General features: G+C 74.9%; 20 protein-coding genes. 6 read left to right on the top strand and 14 right to left on the bottom strand.

Annotation, left to right across the window (positions count from 1 at the left end; genetic code table 11):
* Window positions 1-32: 32 nt before the first annotated feature.
* From AD017_RS21150 to AD017_RS21130, 5 genes are all read right to left on the bottom strand, one after another.
* On the bottom strand, window positions 33-1,475 hold the full coding sequence (locus tag AD017_RS21150; protein ID WP_060575239.1) for a VWA domain-containing protein: 1,443 nt from the start codon (window positions 1,473-1,475) through the stop codon (window positions 33-35).
* 107 nt (window positions 1,476-1,582) lie between these two features.
* Window positions 1,583-2,488 (bottom strand): hypothetical protein, encoded by a 906-nt coding sequence (locus AD017_RS21145; protein ID WP_060575238.1) that lies wholly within the window; start codon window positions 2,486-2,488, stop codon window positions 1,583-1,585.
* A gap of 151 nt (window positions 2,489-2,639) precedes the next feature.
* Entirely contained in the window at window positions 2,640-3,524 is an 885-nt protein-coding gene (locus AD017_RS21140) for a MoxR family ATPase (RefSeq protein WP_060575237.1), read from the bottom strand.
* 79 nt (window positions 3,525-3,603) lie between these two features.
* Window positions 3,604-4,410, bottom strand: coding sequence for an ABC transporter permease (locus AD017_RS21135; protein WP_060575236.1), 807 nt, complete (start codon window positions 4,408-4,410; stop codon window positions 3,604-3,606).
* Window positions 4,407-5,384 carry an ATP-binding cassette domain-containing protein gene (locus AD017_RS21130; RefSeq protein WP_227012861.1) on the bottom strand — a complete coding sequence of 326 codons (978 nt, stop codon included), beginning with the start codon at window positions 5,382-5,384 and terminating at the stop codon, window positions 4,407-4,409. The genes AD017_RS21135 and AD017_RS21130 overlap by 4 nt, the downstream gene beginning before the upstream one ends.
* Window positions 5,385-5,481: 97 nt before the next feature.
* Between AD017_RS21130 and AD017_RS21125 the strand changes: the two genes are divergently transcribed.
* From AD017_RS21125 to AD017_RS21110, 4 genes are all read left to right on the top strand, one after another.
* Window positions 5,482-6,381 (top strand): TetR/AcrR family transcriptional regulator, encoded by a 900-nt coding sequence (locus AD017_RS21125; RefSeq protein WP_010240136.1) that lies wholly within the window; start codon window positions 5,482-5,484, stop codon window positions 6,379-6,381.
* Window positions 6,347-8,467 carry a RecQ family ATP-dependent DNA helicase gene (locus AD017_RS21120; protein ID WP_010240133.1) on the top strand — a complete coding sequence of 707 codons (2,121 nt, stop codon included), beginning with the start codon at window positions 6,347-6,349 and terminating at the stop codon, window positions 8,465-8,467. The genes AD017_RS21125 and AD017_RS21120 overlap by 35 nt, the downstream gene beginning before the upstream one ends.
* 58 nt (window positions 8,468-8,525) lie before the next feature.
* A complete protein-coding gene (locus tag AD017_RS21115) occupies window positions 8,526-9,539 on the top strand; it encodes an ABC transporter substrate-binding protein (protein WP_033200390.1) in 1,014 nt (337 codons plus the stop codon).
* Window positions 9,540-9,608: 69 nt separating this feature from the next.
* Window positions 9,609-10,010, top strand: a complete 402-nt coding sequence (locus AD017_RS21110) for a nitroreductase/quinone reductase family protein (RefSeq protein WP_033200394.1) — start codon at window positions 9,609-9,611, stop codon at window positions 10,008-10,010.
* Between the two features lie 21 nt (window positions 10,011-10,031).
* On the opposite strand, the gene AD017_RS21105 is transcribed toward AD017_RS21110, so the two are convergent.
* From AD017_RS21105 to AD017_RS21075, 7 genes are all read right to left on the bottom strand, one after another.
* A complete protein-coding gene (locus AD017_RS21105; RefSeq protein ID WP_227012805.1) occupies window positions 10,032-11,246 on the bottom strand; it encodes a protein-L-isoaspartate(D-aspartate) O-methyltransferase in 1,215 nt (404 codons plus the stop codon).
* Between the two features lie 60 nt (window positions 11,247-11,306).
* Window positions 11,307-12,419, bottom strand: a complete 1,113-nt coding sequence (proB, locus tag AD017_RS21100; protein WP_010240124.1) for a glutamate 5-kinase — start codon at window positions 12,417-12,419, stop codon at window positions 11,307-11,309.
* Window positions 12,416-13,915, bottom strand: coding sequence for a GTPase ObgE (gene obgE, locus AD017_RS21095; protein ID WP_060575234.1), 1,500 nt, complete (start codon window positions 13,913-13,915; stop codon window positions 12,416-12,418). Before obgE ends, proB begins: the two co-directional genes overlap by 4 nt.
* Before the next feature lie 98 nt (window positions 13,916-14,013).
* On the bottom strand, window positions 14,014-14,271 hold the full coding sequence (rpmA, locus tag AD017_RS21090; protein WP_010235598.1) for a 50S ribosomal protein L27: 258 nt from the start codon (window positions 14,269-14,271) through the stop codon (window positions 14,014-14,016).
* A gap of 12 nt (window positions 14,272-14,283) precedes the next feature.
* A complete protein-coding gene (gene rplU / locus AD017_RS21085; RefSeq protein WP_010235601.1) occupies window positions 14,284-14,589 on the bottom strand; it encodes a 50S ribosomal protein L21 in 306 nt (101 codons plus the stop codon).
* 163 nt (window positions 14,590-14,752) lie between these two features.
* Window positions 14,753-18,151 carry a translation initiation factor IF-2 N-terminal domain-containing protein gene (locus tag AD017_RS21080; RefSeq protein WP_060575233.1) on the bottom strand — a complete coding sequence of 1,133 codons (3,399 nt, stop codon included), beginning with the start codon at window positions 18,149-18,151 and terminating at the stop codon, window positions 14,753-14,755.
* A gap of 173 nt (window positions 18,152-18,324) precedes the next feature.
* The gene (locus AD017_RS21075; RefSeq protein WP_174521760.1) at window positions 18,325-19,131 is read right to left on the bottom strand and encodes a TIGR03936 family radical SAM-associated protein; all 807 of its coding nucleotides are present in this window, start codon (window positions 19,129-19,131) and stop codon (window positions 18,325-18,327) included.
* Between the two features lie 116 nt (window positions 19,132-19,247).
* On the opposite strand from AD017_RS21075, the gene AD017_RS21070 reads away from it, so the two are divergent.
* Together AD017_RS21070 and AD017_RS21065 are read left to right on the top strand one after the other, a co-directional pair.
* Window positions 19,248-20,063 (top strand): class I SAM-dependent methyltransferase, encoded by an 816-nt coding sequence (locus AD017_RS21070; RefSeq protein ID WP_060575232.1) that lies wholly within the window; start codon window positions 19,248-19,250, stop codon window positions 20,061-20,063.
* Between the two features lie 88 nt (window positions 20,064-20,151).
* Window positions 20,152-20,973, top strand: coding sequence for a hypothetical protein (locus AD017_RS21065; protein WP_060575231.1), 822 nt, complete (start codon window positions 20,152-20,154; stop codon window positions 20,971-20,973).
* Here AD017_RS21065 and AD017_RS21060 read toward each other — a convergent pair.
* Together AD017_RS21060 and AD017_RS21055 are read right to left on the bottom strand one after the other, a co-directional pair.
* Window positions 20,916-21,464 (bottom strand): GNAT family N-acetyltransferase, encoded by a 549-nt coding sequence (locus AD017_RS21060; RefSeq protein WP_010231684.1) that lies wholly within the window; start codon window positions 21,462-21,464, stop codon window positions 20,916-20,918. The genes AD017_RS21065 and AD017_RS21060 overlap by 58 nt on opposite strands.
* Window positions 21,457-23,457: a TIGR03960 family B12-binding radical SAM protein gene (locus tag AD017_RS21055; RefSeq protein ID WP_060575230.1), complete on the bottom strand. Its 2,001-nt coding sequence runs from the start codon at window positions 23,455-23,457 to the stop codon at window positions 21,457-21,459. Before AD017_RS21055 ends, AD017_RS21060 begins: the two co-directional genes overlap by 8 nt.
* Window positions 23,458-23,575: the final 118 nt, after the last annotated feature.

Here is a 23,575-nt window from a genome sequence, read left to right as displayed (position 1 = left end):
CGACATGGATCACACGACCGGGCATGCTCCGCTCAGACCGGCAGGAGCCCTTCCACGACGTCGGCGAGCTGCGCCGCCGTCCGGCACTCGTGCATCGGCAGCACCTCGCCGTAGCGGCGGGCGTCGGAGTCGCCGGTACCCCACATGCGCTGCGGCTCCGGGTTGAGCCAGTGCGCGTGCCGCGCCCGGTCGGCCAGGAGCCCGAGTGCCCGCAGGTTAGGGTCCCGGTAGTTGGTGCGGCCGTCGCCGAGCACCAGCAGCGACGTCTTCGAGGTGACGGCGTCGGCGTACTGCTCGAGGAAGTCGCCGAACGCGCTGCCGTAGTCGGAGTGCCCGTCGAACGCCGTCAGCCGGGCCTCGCGCAGCACCCGCTGCATCACCCCGGACAGCTCCGCGCCCGGGGTGAACAGGTGCGTCACCTCGTCGGTGCGCTCGACGAAGGCGAACACCCGCACCTTGGAGAACTGCTCGCGCAGCGCCTGGACCAGCAGCAACGTGAAGTGGCTGAAGCCGGCGACCGACCCGGAGACGTCGCAGAGGATCACGAGCTCGGGGCGCCCCGGGCGGCGGGTCCGGTAGGCCGGCTCCATCGGCACGCCGCCGGTGGACAGCGAGCGACGCAGCGTCCGGCGCAGGTCCAGCCGCCCGCGGTGCGCGCGGCGGCGCTTCGCCGACAGCCGTGAGGCCAGCCGCCGCGCGAGGGGCTGCACGGTCCGGCGCAGCTCCGCGAGCTGGACGGCGTTCGCGGTCAGGAAGTTCACGCGGTCCGGCTGCGACGGCGTCGTGGATCGGGAGACCTGCTCGCGGCCCCGCTGCTCGGCGGTGCGGCGGCGGACCTCGTCGCGGACCATGTCCCGGAACCGGGCGATCCGGTCGCGGATCTCGCGGCGGCGGACCTCGGAGACGAAATCGGTGTCGCCCTCCTGCGCCAGCCCGTCGAGGATCCGGGCCAGCAGCGTGTCCGGGGACAGCGCGTTCAGCGCCTGGTAGGCGGACCAGTTGGGTTGCGCGGCCTGCCCGCGCACGCCCTGCCCGGCGGCGCCGGCGTTGCCGATCGCGTCGACCGCGGCCCGCGCCAGCTCGCGCAGGGTCTCGGTGTCGCCGTCGCGCAGGAGGTCGGCGAGGACGTCGCGGAGCGCGTCGACGTCGACCGGGCCCTCGCCGGTGCCGTGCTCGCCGTCGTCGACCCGGGGGACGTCCACCTCGGACGCACCGGCACCCAGCGCCGGCGGGAACCAGAGGTCGAACAGGGCGTCGAAGGTGGCCCGCTGCCCGGAGCGGCGCAGCAGCGCCGCGGCCAGACCCTCCCGCAGCTCGTCGCGCCGCAGCAGGTCCAGCACCCCGACGACGCGGGCGGCGTCGACCGTCTCCCCCGGCCCGACGGCGACGTGGTGACGCCGCAGCGCGGCCACGAAGTCGACCAGGTGTCCCGGTAGACCGTGCTCCGGGACGGCGGACGCGGGCAGGGTGCTCACCGGCCCATCATGCGTGACGCACCCGGTTTGTGCGACGTCCCGGCCGTGCCGCCGAGCTGCGGCCGGGACGTCGCCGATCACCGCGGTCCCACACCGCGGAGGTCTTCTCAGCCGCCCAGGTCGACCGGCACGACGTTCGGGTCGAACGGCTTCTCCCCCGCCACGAGCCGCAGCGACCCGCCGAACCCGCCGGGCCCGTCGGCGTAGTCGATCGCCGAGCGCAGGTCCGAGACACCGTTGGTGCCGGGCGCGGATGCCAGGTTCAGCGTGGACAGCACGCCGAGCGCGGCGCCGTCGGCGGACAGGTAGCCCGATCCGGAGTCGCCCGGGATGCCGGGCAGCACGGTGGTGACGGTGTGCGAGCGGCCGCCGCCGGTGGTGCCGAGCGAGGTCCCGGTCTTCGGCCGCAGCGCCGCGACACCCTGGCGGAGCTCGGAGTTCCCGTAGCCGAAGACGACCTCACCGGCGCGGGTGCCATCGGCGTCGACGCCGGTCGGTCCGCCGTAGAACGGCATCGTCGGGTTGGTCCGTGCGACGTCGGCCGGGTCGATGCGGACGAGCGCGAAGTCGTTGAAGCGGCAGGTGTCCGGATCGGCCCCGCCGGCCTCCTGCATGCTCAGCCACGACGAGTACGCGAGGGCCCCCGGGCGCTCCGCGCCCTCGATCTCCACCGGCGTACCGAGCGGGAGCGACTCCGCGGTGCAGCCGTCGACCTCGGTCGAGCCACCGGTGCCCGCGCAGTGTGCGGCCTGCCCGAGGTAGACCTCGGCGCCGTCGGTGAACACGAAGTTCGCCGTGCACTGGGCGCCCTCGGGGCCGGTGCGGGTCATGACCCCGGGGGTCACCGTGGCGTCGTCGGGGCCGGCGAAGCCCGGGCCGTCCTGGGCGGCGGCCGTCCCGGCCGCGGCGAGGGCGAGCGCGACGACGGCGGCGCCGGCGAGGCCGGCCCGGGCGAGCCGGCGCCGGACGGACGACTGCGGGGTGGGGCGAAGGTTCTCCGGGACGGCGGTCATCGGCGTCGGGCCTCCGGGGTGCGCTGGGGAGCGGTCACCGGGCTCAACTCGCCACGAGCGCCGCGGTTACGGCAGGTGCCGACAGCGGCCCGATCTTCACTCCATCGGGGTGCCCGGCGATACCGCCGGACGGCCCCGTGTCACCCGCCGTTCAGTTGAGCCGGAGCTCGGCGGCCGCCTTCTCGGCATCCGAGCGATGCTTGAGGACGACGCCGAGGGTGGCGCGGACGGCGTCGTCGTCGAGGGTGTCCAGGCCGAGCGCGAGCAGCGTGCGGCCCCAGTCGATCGTCTCGGCGACGCTGGGCACCTTGCGCAGCTCCATCGCCCGCAGCACACGGACGGTCCGGACCAGCGCGTCGGTGAGCTGCTCGGTGAGCTCGGGGACGCGGACGCCGACGATCCGCCGTTCCATCTCGGCGTCCGGAAAATCCAGGTGCAGGAACAGGCACCGCCGCTTGAGCGCCTCGGACAGCTCGCGGGTCGAGTTCGACGTCAGCAGCGAGAACGGGCGCCGGGCCGCGGTGACGGTGCCCAGCTCGGGGATCGAGACCTGGAAGTCCGACAGGACCTCGAGCAGCAGGCCCTCCACCTCGACGTCGGCCTTGTCGATCTCGTCGATCAGCAGGACGGTCGGGTCGGTGCGGCGGATCGCGGTGAGCAGCGGGCGCGGGAGCAGGAACTCCTCGGAGAAGACGTCGTCGCGGGTCGCGTCCCAGTCCTCGGAGTCCCGGCCCGCGGTGATCCGCAGCAGCTGCTTGGCGTGGTTCCACTCGTAGAGCGCGCGGGCCTCGTCGATGCCCTCGTAGCACTGCAACCGCACCAGACCGGAGCCGGTGGCCTGGGCGACGGCCTTCGCCAGCTCGGTCTTGCCGACGCCGGCGGGCCCCTCCACCAGCAGCGGCTTCCCGAGCCGGTCGGCGAGGAACACCGTGGTCGCCACGGCGGTGGACGCGAGGTACCCGGTCTCACCGAGCCGGTCGGTGACGTCGGCGACGGAGCCGAACACGGGCTGGTGGGCTGTGCTCACGGCGGTCATCCTGCACTGCACCACGGGCCGGTGCCGCACGCCCCCGCCCTGCGGGTGAGCCGGATCACCCGCGGGACGGGAGCGCCGCTCAGCGCCCCCGGCGGGCGAACACCCAGGTCGCGGCGACGAGCGACACCCCGGCGATGCCCGCACACCAGGCGAGGGCGAGCGCCGCCGTCGCACCGAGTGCGACGACCGGCGTCCCGTCCGACCCGAGCCCGACCAGCAGCCCCCGGACCGACTCGATCACCGGGGTGACCGGCTGGGCCTCGGCGAAGCCGCGCAGCCAGCCCGGCATCGAACCGGGCGGGACGAACGCGCTGGACACGTACGGCAGGAACAGCATGACGAAGCCCAGCCCACCGGCCGACGCGGGTGTGCGCGCGACGACGCCGACGAACGTCGCCACGCAGGTGATCGCCAGCACGTAGGAGGTGACGACGCCGAGCGCGCCCAGCCACTCGAGCGGGCCCGCGCCGGGACGGAAGCCGATGGCCGCGGCGACGGCCAGCACGATCGCCGTCGTCAGGAGGTTCTTGAGCACGCTCGCCACCACGTGCCCGGCGAGCACCGCCGCACCGGGGACCGGCATGGACCGGAACCGGTCCATGCTCCCCGTCCCGGTGTCCTGCACCAGCGCGATCGCGGTGTTCGAGGCCCCGTAGCCGGCGCACAGCAGGATCACGCCCGGCGTGGCGTAGGTGATGTAGTCGGTGCCGGTCTCGATCGCCCCGCCGAACACGAAGACGAACATCAGCATGATCATCGTCGGGAGCAGGAGCGAGACGAGCAGCTCGTCCGGGTCGCGGCGGGCCAGCCGCAGTGCGCGGCCGGTCATCGTCGCGGTGTCCGGGACGGCCCGGAGCCACCGAGCGGGTGCCGCCGGGGCCGTCATGCCGCCACCCCCGCCGGCTCGGCGGCGTCCGCGTGCCGGGTGGAGTGCCCGGTGAGCGCGAGGAACGCGTCGTCGAGGCTGGGCGCGCGCACCGCCCAGTGCTCCGGCGGCGGACCGGCCGCCTCGACGATCGTGAGCAGGTCGCGGACGTGCCGGACCGAACCGTCGGTGGGCACCCGGAGGACCGGACCGGTGTGCACGAGGCCGCCGAGCGCGCCGGCGACCCGGGCCGCGTCGGTGGCGGAAGCGAAGGCCAGCTCGACGGCGGCGTCCCCGACCGCCCGCTTGAGCTGGGCGGGCGTGCCCTCCGCGACCACCCGGCCGCCGTCGATCATCGCGACCCGGTCGGCGAGCTCGTCGGCCTCCTCCAGGTACTGGGTCGTGAGCAGCAGGCTGGTGCCGTCGGCGACGACGCGGGTGATGACCTCCCACATCCCGCGCCTGCTGCGCGGGTCCAGCCCGCTCGTCGGCTCGTCGAGGAACAGCACCGTCGGGCGCAGCACCAGGCCGGCGGCGAGATCGAGCCGGCGGCGCATCCCGCCGGAGTAGGTCCGCAACTGCCGCCCGGCCGCGTCCGCCAGGCCGAACGCCTCGAGGAGCTCGTCGACCCGGGTCCGGACCGCCCGGCGCGGCAGGTGGGCGAGCCGGGCCATCGTCGTCAGGTTCTCGCGGCCGGTGAGCTTCTCGTCGACGGCGGCGTACTGGCCGGTGAGACCGATGACCTCGCGGACCCGGCGTGCGCCGGTCACGACGTCGTGTCCCGCCACGGTGGCGGTACCGCCGTCCGGCCTGGTCAGGGTGCTCAGCACCCGCACGGTGGTGGTCTTGCCCGCGCCGTTCGGACCGAGCAGCGCGAGCACCTCCCCCGCGTCCAGCCGGAGGTCCACGCCGTCCAGCACCCGCACCGGACGGCGCCTCCCTCCGAAGCTCTTGCGCAGGCCGACCGCCCGCACCACGGGTTCCGCCACGACCACTCCCCTCATCTGCTTACAGTGCAAACTGTTTATAGCATTAACTGCTTACGGCGGACACCGTTTTCCTGCGGCCGCGCGGGCGGGAGAGGATGGACGCATGGACGACGAGGAGGTCCCCGCGACCCTGCGCAGGCTGTGGGGGCGTGCCGGCCGGCCGCGCCGCGGGCCGAAACCGGCGCTGAGCACCGACCGGATCGTGCGGACCGCCGCCGACCTGGCCGACGCCGAGGGACTCGGCGCCGTGTCGATGGCGCGGGTGGCGGACGTGCTGGGCTGCACCGCGATGGCGCTCTACCGGCACGTCGAGAGCAAGGACGAGCTGCTGGCCCTGCTGGCCGACCACATCGCCGAGCCGCTCACGATGCCCGAGCACGCCGGCGACTGGCGGTCCGGGCTGGAAGCGTGGACCCGCGCCCAGATCGACGCCGCGCTCGCCCGGCCGTGGTTCCTGGAGCTCCCGCTGGCCGCGGCCCGGATCGGTCCGAACCGGGTGCGCTGGATGGAGGAGGCGTTCGCGGTGCTGGCCGAGGTGGACCTGCGGGGGGACGAGAAGCTGGCCGTCGTCGGGCTGCTCGCCCAGCACGTGCTCGCCGAGGCGCGGGTGCAGCTGGAGACGACGCTCGCCGCGGCGGACGACGTGCGACGCCGCCGCGGCCTGCCCGCGGACACCCCGCTGAGCGAGCTCGACCCGGCCGAGGTGACCGCGGCGAACCCGATGCACGACTTCGAGACCGTCCTGCACGATCTCGCCGCCCCGGGCGACTACCCGCACCTGAAGGCGGCCCTCGCTGACATGCCGGCGCCCGTCCTCACCGGTGCGCGCGACCCGGACGCGGAGATCGACCTCGGGCTCGGGCTCGTGCTCGACGGCGTCGAGGCGTACGTGCGGGCCCGCTCCGCCGGACCGCCCCCGCGGCCGCCCGGCGACGGGACTGTCGGGGGTCCGCGCCACCATGGGTCCCGTGACGACCGCATCGGAGACCGACCTGCCGGGTAGCGCCGACCTGCGCGAGCGCGCCGAGGCGGTGCTCGCCCAGCTCGCCGGCGACGGCGCCCGGCTGCGCGAGGACCAGTGGACCGCGATCGAGGCCCTGGTCGCGCAGCACCGCCGCGCGCTCGTCGTGCAGCGCACCGGCTGGGGCAAGTCGGCGGTCTACTTCGTGGCGACGGCGCTGCTCCGCGAGCAGGGCGCCGGCCCCACGGTGATCGTCTCCCCGCTGCTGGCACTGATGCGCAACCAGATCGACGCGGCGATCCGCTCCGGGATCGTGGCGGTCACGGTCAACTCGGCCAACGCCGACGAGTGGGACGCGGTGTACGCCGACATCGAGAACGGCGACGTCGACGTGCTGCTCGTGTCGCCGGAGCGGCTCAACAACCCCGACTTCCGGGACCGGGTGCTGCCGAAGCTCGCCGCGAGCGCCGGGATGCTCGTGGTCGACGAGGCGCACTGCGTGTCCGACTGGGGGCACGACTTCCGGCCCGACTACCGCAGGCTGCGCACGCTGATCGCCGAGCTGCCGTCCGGCATCCCGGTGCTGGCGACGACCGCGACCGCGAACGACCGGGTCGTCACCGACGTCTCGGAGCAGCTCGGCATGGGCCGGGACCAGCAGGACACGCTGGTGCTGCGCGGCTCGCTGGACCGGGAGTCGCTGCGGCTGGCCGTGGTACAGCTGCCGACCCCCGCCCGGCGACTGGCCTGGCTGGCCGCGAAGCTCGACGAGCTGCCCGGCGCCGGGATCGTCTACACCCTCACCGTGCAGGCCGCCGACGAGGTGGCCGAGTTCCTGCGCGAGCGCGGGTTCGCGGTGCGCTCCTACTCCGGGAAGACCGATCCGGAGCAGCGGCTCGCCGCCGAGTCGGACCTGCAGGAGAACCGGGTGAAGGCCCTGGTGGCGACGTCGGCGCTGGGCATGGGCTTCGACAAGCCCGACCTGGGCTTCGTCGTGCACCTCGGCGCCCCCGCCTCGCCGGTGGCCTACTACCAGCAGATCGGCCGTGCCGGGCGCGCGCTGGAGCGGGCCGAGGTGGTGCTGCTGCCCGGCCGCGAGGACCGCGACATCTGGGCCTACTTCGCGTCGCTCGCGTTCCCGCCGGAGCCGCTGGTCCGCCAGACCCTCGGCGTGCTGTCGGAGCACCCGCGGTCGACGGCGTCGATCGAGACCCAGGTGGATCTGTCCCGCACCCGGCTGGAGATGCTGCTCAAGGTGCTCGACGCCGACGGCGCGGCGAAGCGCGTCAAGGGCGGCTGGACCGCCACCGGGGAGGAGTGGGTCTACGACACCGAGCGGCACGCGCGGGTGAACGAGGCGCGGCGCGCCGAGCAGCAGGCGATGCTCGACTACATCGCCACCACCGAGTGCCGGCTGGTGTTCCTGCGCCGCCAGCTCGACGACCCGGACCCGACCCCGTGCGGCCGCTGCGACACCTGCACCGGCACCGTCTGGTCCGACGACGTCGCGGCCGACGGCGAGCAGGCCGCGCAGGAGCGACTGTCCCGGCCCGGGATCGAGCTCGCGCCGCGGAAGATGTGGCCGTCCGGGATGGCGGACCTGGACGTGCCGCTGTCCGGGCGGATCCCGCCCGGGGAGCAGGCGGCGACCGGCCGGGCGATCGGGCGGCTCTCCGACATCGGCTGGGGCACCCGGCTGCGCGAGCTGCTCTCCGGTGGCGACGACCCGGTGCCGTCGGACGTGCTCGACGCCGTCGTCCGGGTGCTCGCGGGGTGGGGCTGGGAGCGGCGCCCCGTCGGTGTGGTCGGGATCGGCTCGCGCACCCGACCGCACCAGCTCGATCACCTCGCCCGCCGGATCGCCGAGATCGGGCGGCTGCCGCTGCTCGGCACGCTGCCGCCGGCCGGCGACCACCCGGAGGCGCGGGAGAACTCCGCCCAGCGGCTGGCCGCGGTGTGGGCGGGGCTGGACGCGGCGGCGCTGCCGGACCTCTCGGGCGCCGGGGGCCCGGTGCTGCTCGTCGACGACCTCGTCGACTCCGGCTGGACGATGACGGTCGCCGCGCGCGCCCTGCGGCAGGCCGGGGCACCGGAGGTGCTGCCCCTCACGCTGGCGGTCGCGGGCTGATCTTCCCGTCCCACTCCTCGACGGTTAGGTTTGCCTCACCTGACTCCGAGGAGTGTCCATGCGTGCTCATGTCCCCCGGTTCCCCGCCCTCGTCGCCGTGCTCGCGGCGATCTCGCTGCTCAGCGGGTGCGGCGGAGCACCGGCAGCGCCGGAACCGACTCCCGCGGCGGAGGCCGGCGGCGCCTTCCCGGTGACGATCCCGCACGCGTTCGGCGGGACGACGGTCCCGGCGAAGCCGCAGCGGGTGGTGGCGCTGGGGCTGAACGACCTCGCCGTCGCGCAGACCGTCGGGGCTCCGGTCGTCGGCGCGACGCGGAACGTCGCCGACTCCGGTCCGGTGCTGCCCTACCTCGACCCGCTGCCGCCCGAGGTGCTGGCGATCGACCCGAACGCGCCGCTGTCCCCCGAGCAGATCGCGGCGTTCGCCCCGGACCTGATCCTGGCCGTGTCCGCGTTCCAGGTCACCGACCGCGCGACCTACGACCGGCTCAGCACGATCGCGCCGACCGTCGTCGCCGCCGAGGGGCTGTACTCGGCGTCGATGCAGGACGACGCCCGCCAGGTGGGCCGGGCGCTCGGCGAGGAGCAGAGGGTCGACGAGCTGATCGCGGCGGCGGACGCCCGGATCGCCGCCGTCGGCGACGAGCTGCCCGGCCTCGCCGGGCGGACGTACCTCTACGGCCAGGCCCGCGGCGAGATCCTGCCGATGGTCGTCGGCGAGCAGAACCAGTCGACCGCGTTCATGCGCTCGCTCGGCCTGGCGGTGCCGGAGTCGTTCGCGTCCGCACCCGCCTCGGACGCCCTCGCACCGGGCACCGTCGGCATCTCCTACGAGGAGGTGGGCCGGCTGTCCGAGGCCGACCTGCTGCTGATGACCTTCGCGGGCGAGGGTGACCGCGCCACGTTCGAGGGGGACGAGCTCGTCCAGCGGGTCCGGGCGGTGCAGCAGGGCACCTACGTGCCGCTGACCCTGGACCAGGCGGTCGCGCTGCAGGCACCGAACGTCGTCTCCGCCGGCTGGCTGGTCGACCAGCTGCGCCCCGCCCTGGAGAAGGTCGCGGCGACCGGCTGACCGGCGACAATGACCCTACTCGCGGGTAAGGTCGGCCCCGTGAACCCACCCGACTTCGCGCTCAAGGCGATGAACGCCGGCCACCGGCTGCTGATCAGGCTGTCCGGTGGCCGGGTCGGCCACTCCGCGATGGGGATGCCCGTCGTCGAGCTGACCACGACCGGGCGCCGCTCCGGCGAGCCGCGGACGGTGCTGCTGACCGCCCCGCTGCACGGCGACGGGAGTTACGTCGTCGTCGCCTCCCGAGGTGGCGACGACCGGCACCCGGCCTGGTTCCACAACCTGCGTGCGGACCCGCAGGTGCAGGTCGCCGTCCAGGGTGGCCCGAGGGTCCCGATGCGGGCGCGGGTCGCCGAGCCCGCGGAGCGGGCGGAGCTGTGGCCGCGGATCGCCGACCGGTACCGGAACTACGCCGGCTACCAGCGCAGCACCGAGCGGGAGATCCCGCTGGTGCACCTCGAACCCGCCTGACGGACCCGGACGGCGCCGGGATCAGCCGGGGCCGATCCCCCAGGCGACGCGCAGCCGGGTCCCCGCACCGTCCACGATCTCGGCGTCTCCCGGTGGGCCCGCGCCGGGGGCCGGCACGAGCTCCGGGACGACGGCGTCGATCCGCAGGTCCGCCGCGTGCGGCCGGCCCGCACGGAGCCAGCCGTCGGCGAGGGCGACGAGCCGGTCGGCGGCGGCCTCCCCGCCGGGGCCGAACGACCGGACCGTCGCCCGCGGATCGGCGAGCAGCAGCGCGCACCCGTCCGCACTCGCGAGCCCGAGCGCCACCCGGGCCCCCGCCACACCGAACAGTGCGGACGCGAGCCCGTCACCGGGCGGGCCCAGCAGCCGGACGACCGCGGTGTCGGCGAGCGCGCACCACAGCCCGAGGCCGTCCCACAGGTCCGAGACCGTGCACCGGACAGGAGCCGGTCGGTCCTCCCCCGGCTCGTCCAGGACCCGTTCCAGCACCCGCGGGTCGGCGGCGCCGTCGCCGGAGCGGCAGGAGGGCTGGACCGTCCAGCCGCCGCCGGACAGCTCGGCGTCGGCGCCCGGGTCCGCGCCGGCACCGCGCAGCCGCACGAACGCGCAGCTCCGCACCGAGGTGGACACCAGCCGGCCGGGCCCGGTGTGCGCGAACGCGACCGACAGCTGGCTGCCGCGCACCGTCAGCGGGAGCAGCAGACGGCCCTCCGGGGCCAGCTGCGCGACCCACTCCGGGCGGACACCGGTGGAGCCGACCGTCAGCTCGATCCGGTCGTAGGGCGCCGACGGCGGGTAGCCGCCCGCCCCGTCGGCGGTGACGGCCTCCACCCGGTCGAGCCCGGCCGCGGCGAGGTGGGCGCGGGTGCCTGCGACGAGGTCGTCGTCGATGTCGACCGTGGTGACCGCCCCACCGGGGCCGACGACGTGCGCGAGCAGGCCCGCGTTCCACCCCGCGCCGGCGCCGATCTCGAGCACACGGTGCCCCGGGGCGACGTCGAGCTGCTCGAGCATGATCGCCACCATGGACGGCTGCGAGACCGAGCTGACCGTGACCCCGCCGTCGCTCTTGATCGGCACGGCCTCGTCGGCGTACGCGGCGTCCGGGGCGAGCCCGGGAAGGAACAGGTGCCGGGGGACGGACTCCATGGCCGCACGGATCCGCGGGCTGCGCAGCCTGCCGTCACGGACAAGGTCGGCGACCAGCCCGGCCCGGGCGTCCTCCGGCGTCGGCATGGGGGGCATTCTGCCTCGTGAGTGGTTATCGCGGCCGGGACCGACAAAACCACTCACGGGTCACATCGTGACCAGATCGTCGGCGTGCACGAGCTCCCGGCGCTGCTCGGGGGGCAGCTCACGGGTGCGGCGCCCGATCATCGAGGGCAGCTCCGTCGCGTCGTAGGACACGACGCCGCGGGCGATCGCCCGGCCGTGCGGGGCCAGCAGCTCGACGACGTCGCCCGCCACGAAGTCCCCGGAGACCCCGTGCACCCCGGCGGCGAGCAGTGACCGGCGCCGGGCGCGGACCGCCTCGACGGCACCGTCGTCGAGGTCCAGCGCGCCGCGGACGTCGGCCGCGTGCCGCAGCCAGAACCGGCGGGCGCTCATCCGGGTGCCCGCCGCCCGGAAGGCGGTCCCGACCTTGGGGCCGTCCGGGCCGGCGGCGAGTGCGGGAGCCGCCTCGTCGGCCGAGGTCAGCAGCACCGGGATCCCGGCCGCCGACGCCATCGCCGCGGCCGTCACCTTCGTCGCCATCCCGCCGGTACCCAGGCCGGACCCGGGACGGGTGACGCTGATCCCGGCGAGCTCGGACGGGGTCTCCACCTCGCCGACCAGCGCCGCACCCGGGTCGCGGGGATCGCCGTCGTAGAGGCCGTCGACGTCGGAGAGCAGCACGAGCGCGTCCGCACCGACGATGTGGGCCACCAGCGCGGCGAGCCGGTCGTTGTCGCCGACACGGATCTCGGCGGTGGCCACGGTGTCGTTCTCGTTGACCACCGGGAGCGAGCCGAGCTGCAGCAGCCGCTCCAGCGTCCGCTGGGCGTTGCGGTAGTTCGAGCGGCGGATCATGTCGTCGGCGGTGAGCAGCACCTGCCCGATGCCCTGCCCGTACCGGGCGAACGACGCCGAGTACGCGTGCGCCAGCAGCAGCTGCCCGACCGACGCCGCGGCCTGCTGGGTGGCGAGGTCACGCGGACGCCTGCGCAGCTGCAGCGGCGCCAGCCCCGCGGCGATCGCACCGGACGACACGAGCACCACCTGGCTGCCGGTGTCGCGGCGGGCCATCAGTGCGTCGACGAGCGCGTCGAGCCGCGCCGGGTCGAGACCGCCGGTGAGGCTGGTCAGCGACGACGACCCGACCTTGACGACGACCCGGCGGGCGGCCCCGAGCGCCGCGCGGGTGGTCACTCCTCGATCTCGCGGTCGGAGGCGTAGTGCGCCCCCGCCGCGAGCTCGGCGTCGGACAGGTGTGCCCGCCGCGCCGCCCGGGCCTGCTTGCGCTCGGCCGAGCCGACCCGGTCGTGGCTCTCCAGCCGGATGTCGGTGCCGCGGCCGGTGAGCAGCGCCGCCACCCCGGCCGGGGTGGACGGCTCCCAGTCGAACGTGACGTCGCCGACGGTGACCGGGCAGCCGGGCACGGCACCGGCCTTGGCCAGCCCCTCCTCGACGCCGAGCCGGGCGAGCCGGTCCGCGAGGTAGCCGACGGCCTCGTCGTTGTCGAAGTTGGTCTGCCGGATCCAGCGCTCGGGCCGCTCGCCGCGCACGACGAACCCACCCTCGATCTCGGTGTCCGGCTCGATGGTGAACCCGGAGTCGTCGACCGCCTTCGGGCGGAGCACGATCCGGGTCGGCTCGACCTCCGGACGGGCGGCCCGGGCCGCCGCGACCCGCTCGGCCATCGCGAAGGTCAGCTCCCGCAGCCCGGCCCGGGACGCGGTGGAGATCGCGAACACCGGCCAGCCGAACCGCTCGGTCAGGTCCTCGCGGACCATGTCGACGAGATCCGCAGCGTCCGGGACGTCGATCTTGTTGAGTGCGATCAGCCGCGGCCGCTCGTCGATCCGCTCCCCGAGGGCGCTGGTGCCCAGCTGGTCGGCGTAGTGCGCCAGCTCGGTCTCCAGGGCCTCGATGTCGGACACCGGGTCGCGCTCGGTCTCGAAGGTCGCGCAGTCGACGACGTGCACCAGCACCGAGCAGCGCTCGACGTGCCGCAGGAACTCCAGGCCCAGCCCGCGGCCGTCGGCGGCGCCCGGGATGAGCCCCGGGACGTCGGCGACGGTGAAGGTCTCGTCGCCGGCGCTGACCACACCGAGCTGCGGGACGAGCGTGGTGAAGGGGTAGTCGGCGATCTTCGGCCGGGCCGCGGACAGCGACGCGACCAGCGAGGACTTGCCCGCGCTGGGGAAGCCGACCAGGCCGACGTCGGCCAGCGAGCGCAGCTCCAGGGTGAAGTGGACGTCGTCGCCGGGCTCGCCGAGCAGCGCGAAGCCGGGCGCCTTGCGCGCGGCGCTCGCGAGCGCCGCGTTGCCGAGCCCGCCGCGGCCGCCACGGGCGGCCACGAACCGGGTGCCGGGGCCGACGAGATCGGCCACGACCTCACCGTCCTCGTCGAGCACGACTGTGCCGTCCGGGACGCGCAGCTCGGTGTCCGGGGAGTTGGCGCCGTTCTTGAACGCGCCCTGCCCCTGCGTTCCGCTGCGCGCCGCGGCGTGCGGGCGGTGGTGGTAGTCGAGCAGCGTGTGCACGCCCGGGTCGACGACCAGGACGATCGACCCGCCCCGGCCGCCGTTGCCGCCGTCGGGGCCGCCGAGCGGCTTGAACTTCTCGCGGTGCACCGAGGCGCAGCCGTTGCCCCCGGCACCCGCGGTCGCGTGCAGCACGACGCGGTCCACGAACCGGGACATGATGGTGCTCCTCTGTGACGACGGTGGTGACACGACGAACGGCGGGCCCCCCGCTACCGGGGTGACCCGCCGTCGGCGTCGCTGTGCTGGCGGGTCGCTCAGACCTCGGCCGGCACGATGTTGACGGTCTTGCGGCCGCGCTTGGAACCGAACTCGACGGTACCGGCGGCGAGGGCGAACAGCGTGTCGTCCTTGCCGCGCCCGACGTTGACACCCGGGTGGGTGGCGGTGCCGCGCTGACGGATGAGGATCTCGCCGGCCTTGACGACCTGGCCGCCGAACCGCTTCACGCCCAGGTACTGGGCATTGGAGTCGCGACCGTTGCGGGAGCTGGATGCACCCTTCTTGTGTGCCATGACGCAGGCTCCTTACTTGCCGATCGCGGTGACCTGGACCTTCGTCAGGGGCTGGCGGTGACCCTGACGCTTGTGGTACCCGGTCTTGTTCTTGAACTTGTGGATCCGGATCTTCGGACCCTTCGTGTGCTCGACGACGGTGGCGGACACCGCGGAGGTGAGGCCGCTGGCATCGGTGGTCACCTGGTCGCCGTCGACGAGCAGCACGGCGGGAAGGCTGATCTCGGCGCCGGGCTCACCGTCGATCTTCTCGACGGTGACCACGTCGTCGACGGCCACCTTGTACTGCTTGCCGCCGGTCTTGACGATCGCGTACATCGCTGACGCACGACTCCTGAAAATCGGGGGCGCTACTGGAGCGCGCACGGGTCTCTCACAGCTCGCGCCGATCCCGGCGCGCACGCCACGTCCCCCGTTTGCTGAGCACAGAGGCGTGGCTTCTGTCGGTCAAGGGTACGCGACCCCGCTGACGGGGTCGCACTCACCCCCCGTCCTGGGGCGGGCCCGCGGGGCGGGACGCCGTACGACGACGGCGGCGGGGCCGGGAGACGGCCTCGGCCGCCTCCGGGTGGTCCGGGGTGGCGGGGGCGTCGCCGGTGGCGGCCTCCCCCGTCCCCGTCTCCCCCGCGCCGGACTCACCGGACGGGGACGAGGTGGTGATGACGACCGGCTCACCGGCCGCGACCGGGGCCCCGGCCGAGCGGCTGACCTTGCGACGGCGCGGAGCGGGTGCCTCCGGCACCGCCTCCTCGACGGGCTCGGCGGGCTCGGTCTTGCGCGCCCGCCCGGCGGGCTCGGCGCCGGCGGACGGGACGGCGGAGCCGGTCAGCTCGCCGACCGGCTCGGCGACGGCCGGACCGGCGTCCGGGTCGACGGGCGGGGCGGGCGCGGCGTCGGTGACCGTGGTGTCCGCCGGGGCGGGCCCGGTGCCGGCCGGCGCGTCCTCGGCAGGCGCGGACCCGGTCGGCGTGGACCGTGCCGGCTCGGTGCCGGACTCCGGGGTGTCGGGGACCGTGGTGCCGGCCGACGCGCCCTCGCCGCCCTGTGCGGCCGCGGCGACCGCGGCCACGCCGGCCACGGCGGTGGTGGTGTCCACGGAGCGCTCGGCCGAGCCGTTGCCGTTCCGGTCGGAACCGTGGTCGGCACCGTTGCGGTCCGAGCCGTTGCGGTCCGAGCCGTTGCCGTCCGAGCCCTGGTCGGAGCCGTTCGACTGGCCGGACGGGGCCCCGTTGCCGGAGTCCCCGCCGCCGCGACGACGCCGCCGACGGCCACCGCCGTCACCGTTGCCGCCGCCGTTGTTGCCGTTGTCGTTGCCGCCCCGGCCGTTGCCGTTGCCGTTCCCGTTGTGCTGGTGCTGGTGCTGCTCCGCCGGATCGGTGGAGATCACCACGCCACGGCCACGGCAGTGCTCGCACGGCGTCGAGAAGTGCTCCAGCAGCCCCCCGCCGACCCGCTTGCGGGTCATCTGCACCAGGCCGAGCGAGGTCACCTCGGCCACCTGGTGCCGGGTGCGGTCGCGGGCCAGGCACTCGGTGAGGCGGCGCAGCACGAGGTCGCGGTTCGCCTCCAGCACCATGTCGATGAAGTCGACGACGATGATCCCGCCGATGTCGCGGAGCCGGAGCTGGCGGACGACCTCCTCGGCCGCCTCCAGGTTGTTCCGGGTGACGGTCTCCTCGAGGTTGCCGCCGGAGCCGGTGAACTTGCCGGTGTTGACGTCGACGACGGTCATCGCCTCGGTCCGGTCGATCACCAGCGTGCCGCCCGACGGCAGCCAGACCTTCCGGTCCAGCGCCTTGAGCAGCTGCTCGTCGATCCGGTACTCGGTGAAGACGTCGGACGGGCCGGTGTGCCGGTGCATCCGCTCGGTCAGCTCGGAGGCCACGTGCTCGACGTAGCCCGAGACGGTGTCCCAGGCGTCCGCCCCGGACACGATCAGCTTCGAGAAGTCCTCGTTGAACTGGTCCCGGACGACCTTGACCAGCATGTCCGGCTCCTCGTAGAGGAGCGTCGGGGCCTTCGGTGCGCCGGGGCCGGTCTTCTCGGACTTCTCCTTGACGACCTCCCACTGCGCCTGCAGCCGGCGGACGTCACGCTCCAGGGCGTCGTGCGAGACGCCCTCGGACGCCGTCCGGATGATCACCCCGGCCTCGGACGGGACGATCTCCTTCAGCATCTCCTTGAGCCGCTTGCGCTCGGTGTCGGGCAGCTTGCGGGAGATGCCCGCGGCACCGCCGGAGGGCACGTAGACCAGGAACCGGCCGGCCAGCGAGATCTGCGTGGTCAGCCGGGCTCCCTTGTGCCCGACCGGGTCCTTGGTGACCTGCACCAGCACCTGGTCGCCGGACGACAGCGCCTGCTCGATCTTGCGGGCCTTGCCGTTGAGACCGGCGGCGTCCCAGTTGACCTCACCGGCGTAGAGCACGGCGTTGCGGCCGCGCCCGATGTCGACGAAGGCCGCCTCCATCGACGGCAGCACGTTCTGCACCCGGCCGAGGTAGATGTTGCCCACCATGGAGGAGCCGGAACCGCCACCGGTGATGAAGTGCTCGACGAGGACCGAGTCCTCCAGCACGCCGATCTCGGTGCGGTCGGCCAGCTGGCGGATCACCATCTGCCGGTCGACGGACTCCCGGCGGGCCAGGAACTCGGACTCGGACAGGATCGGCGGGCGGCGGCGGCCGGCGTCCCGGCCGTCGCGGCGGCGCTGGCGCTTCGCCTCGAGCCGGGTCGAGCCACGCACGCCCTGCACCTGGTCGTCGGAGGACGACGAGCCGGAGTCGGAGCGGGCCTCACGGACCTTGGTGACGGTGTTCGGCGGGTCGTCCTCGGAGCGGTCCTCGACGTCGGACCCGCCCTTGCGACGGCGGCGGCGCCGGCGGCGGGAGCCGCCCGACGACTGCTCGTCCCCGTCGCCGTCACCGGAGTCCCCCGACCCGGCCGGGGTCTCCTCACCGGAGCCCTCACCGGACCCGGCGTCGGAGTCGGAGTCGGTGTCGTCGGCGTCCTGGTCGTTCTCGCCCTGCTCGTCGCCGCCCTTGCCCCGGCCACGGCCACGACGGCCACGACGGCGGCGCCGGCGGGCGTCGCCGTCGGCGTCGTCCTCGGATCGGTCGGCGTCGGCATCGGCGGAGTCCGTCCCACCGGAGTCGGCGTCGGAGTCGGCGGGGTCGGCGGAGTCCTCGGCGGCGGTGTCGCCCGCCGGGGTGGTGGCCTGCTCGTCCTCGGCCACGGCCTCGGCGTCGCGCTGCTTCTTCCGGCCCTTGCGGCCCTTCCTGGCGCCACCGGTGCCCTCGCCGTCCTCCGTGCCGGCCGGCGCGGACGCGGGCGGCGCCGCGGGGGCGGCCGGCGCGGTCGGGGCCTGGAACATCGGGGCGGCGAAGGCGGGCGCGAAGGCGGCCGGCTCCGCGGGTGCGGAGGCCCGGGTCGCGGCCGGCCCGGAGTCGGCCGGTCCGAACGGGTTGTGTGCGGCCGCCCGCGGGCCGGTCCGCCGCCCGGTCCGCTCGGGCGCCGGGGCGTCCTGCCCGAGGTCCGCGGCGGCCGGCTCGACCGGCTCGGCGACGGAAGGCTCGGCGGCGGACGACTCAGCCAGGGACGGCTCGGTGGGGGACGGCTCGGCGGCCGACGGCTCGGTGTCACCCTCCCCGGCCACCGGGGCCAGTGCCGCGAGGACCTGCTCGGCCGTCGCGCGGGTGATGTTGGACTGGACGCTGCGGACCTCGTGGCCGAGCGTCGTCAGCGCTCCGAGGACGTCCTTGCTGGCCCGGCCGAGCAGCTTGGCCAGTGCGTGCACCCGCATCTTCTCCGGCAGGTCCGGGGTCGGGACGGGCTCACCGGAGGGCCCGCCGGTACCACCGGCGGGCGCGTCGTTCACGGACATTCAGCTCCTTCGCCCCCGGGCGCCTCGTTCGGGAGGCGGCCGCGCAGGGACCTTGCGCGTACTCGTTCCGCAGCTCGCGCGGGTTGCGCGGTGCGGCACATCTGGTGTCGCTGTCCCGGATCTCCGGGGGTCCTGCCTCGACGGCGCCGCCGGCGGCGTGAGTGCCGTCCGGATCAGGATCCGACCGGTCGGCCCCGGGTCGCCGGTACCGCACCGAGCGGGTCCACCAGGTCGCCCCCGTCGTCGAGCAGACCCTGCGCCAATCGGGTGGCCGTCACCGGTACCGGTGGCGCCAGGTCTGCGACAACACCGAGCGCACCCAGTACGTCGTCGGGTCGAACGGTCGGTGTCGTCTGCCGAACGACCGCCGTCAGTATCGCACAGCCGGTAGCCGGACCCGGGGAACCCGCCGCCGGGTCCGGGACGTCGTCACTCACCTGGGGATCGACCGACAGCGAGACCAGTGCGGCACGCACGTCGATCTCCTTGCGGCCCGACGGAGTGACACGGATCACCACCACCGACTCCCGCTCCAGGAGCGTCGCGACGGCCGCCTCGACGTCGGCGTGCGGCACGCCCCGCACCTCCAGGCGCCACCGGCCGGCGTCGATCCGCTCGGCGAGCGCCGGCGGCTCGGCGACGACGGCCTCCAGGACGTCGAGACCGTCCGGGAGCGCGCGGTCCATCGCCTCGCACACCACCGCCGGATCGAGCTCGCGGGTGAGGCCCATCTCGACGTACTCGGCCTCGCTGGCCGCGCCGGTCGGCGCGGCACCGACCCAGGACAGCCGCGGGTGCGGGCTGAACCCGTGCGAGTGCGACACCGGGACGCCGGCCCGGCGCACCGCACGCTCGAAGCTGCGGGCCACGTCACGGTGGGACAGGAAGCGCAGCCGGCCGCGCTTGGCGAAGCGCAGCCGCACCCGCTGCACCGTCGGTGGTGCCGGGTTCGCCGCCGCTCCCGCCTTCACACGTGCCATGCCCCGGAGTCTAGGAGGGGCGCGCACACGGTCCGGCACACGCCTCGCGCGGAACCTCGCCCGCATCAGCAGTCCGCATCAGCACCGACGCTGCCGCCGAGAGCGAGGAGACCTCCATGACCGCCACCCCGGACCTGTCCGCGATCGGCGCGAAGCACCGCTCCGTGTGGAGCTCGGGCGACTACGGCACGGTCGCCGCCGACCTCATCCCCGGGCTCGGGACCGTCCTGGTCGAGGCCACCGGCGTCGGCCCCGGCGAGCAGGTGCTCGACATCGCCGCGGGCACCGGCAACGCGGCGATCCCGGCCGCGCTGGCCGGTGCCGAGGTGGTCGCGTCCGACCTCACCCCCGAGCTGCTGGCCGAGGGCGCGCGGATCGCCGACGCCCGCGGGATCGGGCTGGAGTGGGTCGAGGCCGACGCGCACGCCCTCCCCTTCGAGGACGCGATGTTCGACGTCGTGCTCTCCTGCGTGGGCGTGATGTTCGCCCCGTTCCACGAGCGGGCCGCCGCCGAGCTGCTGCGGGTCTGCCGGCCCGGCGGGCGGATCGGCCTGCTGAACTGGACCCCGACCGGGTTCATCGGCGGGATGTTCACGACCCTGCGGCCGTTCGTACCGGCCCCGCCGCCCGGTGCCACGCCCGGCCCGCGCTGGGGCGACGAGGCGCACGTGCGCGGCCTGCTCGGCGACGGCGTCCGGGACGTGCAGGCCTCGACCGGCATCGCGCGGCTGGCGGTGACCGACTCACCCGAGGAGTTCCGGGCCTGGTGGAAGCGCAACTACGGACCCGTGATCGCCGCCTACGCCGGGCTCGCCGGGGACGCGGACCGGACCGCGGAGCTCGACGGGGCGTTCCTCGACCATCTGGAGCGCACCCGGACCGGCGACCACTGGGACGCCGAGTACCTGGTGGTCACGGCCGTGCGGACCTGAGGCCCGGCGGCCGAACGGCGGGCGCCGTACGAGGTGCTCGTGCTGCCATCCTGGACGTCCTCCACCGGCGTGTCCCAGGAGCGCGACGATGACCGTCGTCCGGCTGCTCGGCCCGCCCCGGGCCTCGGGTGTGCCGGCCGTCCGGGGCCGCAAGCCCTGGGCGCTGCTCGCCCTGCTGCTGTGCTCGACCGGCCCGGTGCCGCGGTGCCGGGCGGTCGAGCTGCTCTTCCCGGACACCGACGATCCCGCGGCGGCGCTGCGCTGGACGCTCAGCCGGGCCCGGCGGGCCACCGGCGGCGCGGTACGGATCGGCGGCGACCCGCTGCGGGCCGAGCCCGCCGACGGCGTCGCGGTGGACGTGCTGGACGTCCTCGCCGGTCGCCCGCCGGACCGGTGGCCGGTGGTGGAGGCGACGCTGCCGCTGCTGGAGGGCGCCGAACCCGACGTCCCGGAGTACGCGGCCTGGCTGCACGGCAGGCGGCTCGAGCTGGCCCGCTCCGGGCTGCGGATGCAGCAGGCCCGCCGGGACCTGCCGTGCGCACCCGCCGGACGTGGGGCGGTCCGGGAGCTGGTCCGGGTCGCCGAGGAGGTGCTGGCCGACGCGCTCACCCTCGCCGATGCCCTCGACGACGCCCGCCGGGTCCCGCTCACCACCCGCGGCGTGGCCGCGGCCCGGGCCCGGCTCGGCGACCCGGGGGGCGCGGCGGAGACGCTGCGCCGGGCCTGCGCGACGCTGGTCGCCGACACCGACGTGTGCTGCCCGATCGAGCTGCACCCGCGCGACGCCCGCTGCGCGGTCACCGCGGACCACGCCCCGGCGACGACGGCCGGGAGCCACCCACCGGCCGCCCGCTACGGCTCCAGCACGAGCAGCGCGTCACCGGCGGGCAGGAACCCGGCCCGCCGGTAGAAGGCGGCGCTGCCCGCGGTGGGGGCGAGCATCAGCCGCCGGTACCCGCGGGCCCTGGCGTGCGCGACGACCGCCGACAGCAGCACCCGCGGCACCCCGGCCTCGGCGAAGGCCGCCAGTACGAACGCGTTCCCGACCTGCCCGGTGCGGGCGCCGCGCCCGCCGGGACGGGGCATCTGCACCGTCTCCAGCGCGTTGATCGAGCCGACCGGCGTCCAGCCGGCGCGGTCGCTGCCGGCCTCGGCGATCCAGAACGCCCGGCGTGGCTGCTCCACCCGCCACCAGGCGGCGAACGCCTCGTCGAACGACGGGTCGCCGACCGCGCGGCCCGCGCGCTCCTCCATCCACTGGCGGCGCAGCCGGGCCAGCGCGGCGACGTCGCGCTCGTCGGCGACGCGCACCCGCAGCCGACGGCCGCCGTGCTCCCAGGACCCGCCGGTGGCGTCGTCGACGGCGGGATCGGGGATCGAGGACAGTCCGTTCTCAGCCACCCGACCCCGGCTCCTGCCCCGTCGCGTCCGCCGGTCGTGCCGGGAGCGACCCGGCACCGGACGCCGTCGGGTTGACCACCGTGAGCGGCAGCAGCGTGGTGCCGCTGGGGCCGACCTCGATGTCGGTGCCGGTGGAGGGGCAGACGCCGCAGTCGAAGCACGGGGTCCAGCGGCAGTCGTCCTGCTCGCGCCCGGACAGCGCCTCCTGCCAGTCCTCCCACAGCCAGTCCTTCTCCAGACCGGAGTCGAGGTGGTCCCACGGGAGGATCTCGTCCTCGTACCGCTCGCGGGTGGTGAACCAGTCGAGGTCGACGCCCATCGGCTCCAGTACCGCGGCGGCGGAGTCGACCCAGCGGGTGTAGGAGAAGTGCTCGGACCAGCCGTCGAACCGGCCGCCGTCGCGCCAGACCCGCTCGATCACGGCGCCGACCCGGCGGTCGCCGCGGGCGAGCAGTCCCTCGATCAGCGAGGGCTCGCCGTCGTGGTACCGCATGCCGATGTTGCGGCCGATCTTGCGGTCGGCGTTCACGGCCTCGCGCAGCTTGCGCAGCCGGGAGTCGACGACCTCCGGGTGGCACTGCGAGGCCCACTGGAACGGGGTGTGCGGCTTCGGCACGAACCCGCCGATCGAGATGGTGCAGCGGACGTCGTTGCGGCCGGACGCCTTCCGGCCCGCCTGGATCACCCGGTAGGCCATCCCGGCGATCTCCAGGACGTCCTCGTCGGTCTCGGTCGGGAGGCCGCACATGAAGTAGAGCTTCACCTGCCGCCAGCCCTGCGAGAACGCCTCCGCGCAGGTCCGGATGAGGTCGTCCTCGGACACCATCTTGTTGATCACGCGGCGGATCCGCTCGGAACCGCCCTCCGGGGCGAACGTCAGCCCGGAGCGGCGCCCGTTGCGGGAGATCTCGTTGGCGAGGTCGATGTTGAACGCGTCGACCCGGGTGCTCGGCAGCGACAGCGAGGTGTTGGTGCCCTCGTAGCGGTCGGCGAGCCCCTTGGTGACCTCGGCGATCTCGGAGTGGTCGGCGCTCGACAGCGACAGCAGGCCGACCTCGTCGAACCCGGACGACCGGACGGCGGCGTCGACCATCTCGCCGATGCCCTGCAGCGACCGCTCCCGCACCGGACGGGTGATCATCCCGGCCTGGCAGAACCGGCAGCCGCGGGTGCAGCCGCGGAAGATCTCCACCGACGCCCGCTCGTGCACCGTCTCGGCCAGCGGGACCAGCGGCTTCTTCGGGTAGGGCCACTCGTCCAGCTCGACCGTCGTCCGCTTCTGGACGGTCGCGGGGACCCGGTCCTCGGCGGGGGCGACGGCGGTGATCGCGCCGTCGTCGCCGTAGGTCACGTCGTAGAGCGAGGGGACGTAGCAGCCGGGGGTGCCGGCGAGCCGGACCAGCAGCTCGTGCCGGCCGCCGGGGCGGCCCTCGTCCTTCCAGCCCTTCACGACGTCGGTGATGTCGCCGACGACCTCCTCGCCGTCACCGAGGGCGGCGACGTCGACGAAGTCGGCGACCGGCTCCGGGTTGAACGCCGCGTGCCCGCCCGCGACGACGACCGGGTGGCTCTCGTCGCGGTCCGTCGCGTGCAGCGGGACGCCGGCGAGGTCGAGGGTGGTGAGCAGGTTCGTGTAGCCGAGCTCGGTGGAGAACGACACGCCGAGCACGTCGAACGCGCCGACCGGGTGGTGGGCGTCGACGGTGAAGGCCGGGACGCCGGTGGAGCGCATCAGCTCCTCGAGGTCGGGCCAGACCGAGTAGCAGCGTTCGGCGAGGGCGTCCGTGCGCTCGTTGAGGACCTCGTAGAGGATCTGCACGCCCTGGTTGGGCAGCCCGACCTCGTAGGCGTCGGGGTACAGCAGGGCCCAGCGGACGGTCGCGGACTCCCACGGCTTGATCTGCGAGTTCCCCTCACCGCCGACGTACTGCACCGGCTTGGAGACGCGGGGCAGGATCGACTCCAGGACAGGGAAGACGGAGGTGGGTGCCACGCTGCACCAGGGTAGCCCCGTCCGGCGCGGGCGGACCGGCGGGTCGGCGGCCGGCTGAGGCACGGCTCACGGCACGCGGCGGGCGTCCTCGCCTACCCTGGCCCCGACCGGCGATCAC

The organism is Pseudonocardia sp. EC080619-01 (assembly GCF_001420995.1).
Taxonomy (GTDB): Bacteria; Actinomycetota; Actinomycetes; order Mycobacteriales; family Pseudonocardiaceae; genus Pseudonocardia.
This window is presented reverse-complemented; position numbering and strand designations above follow the sequence as displayed.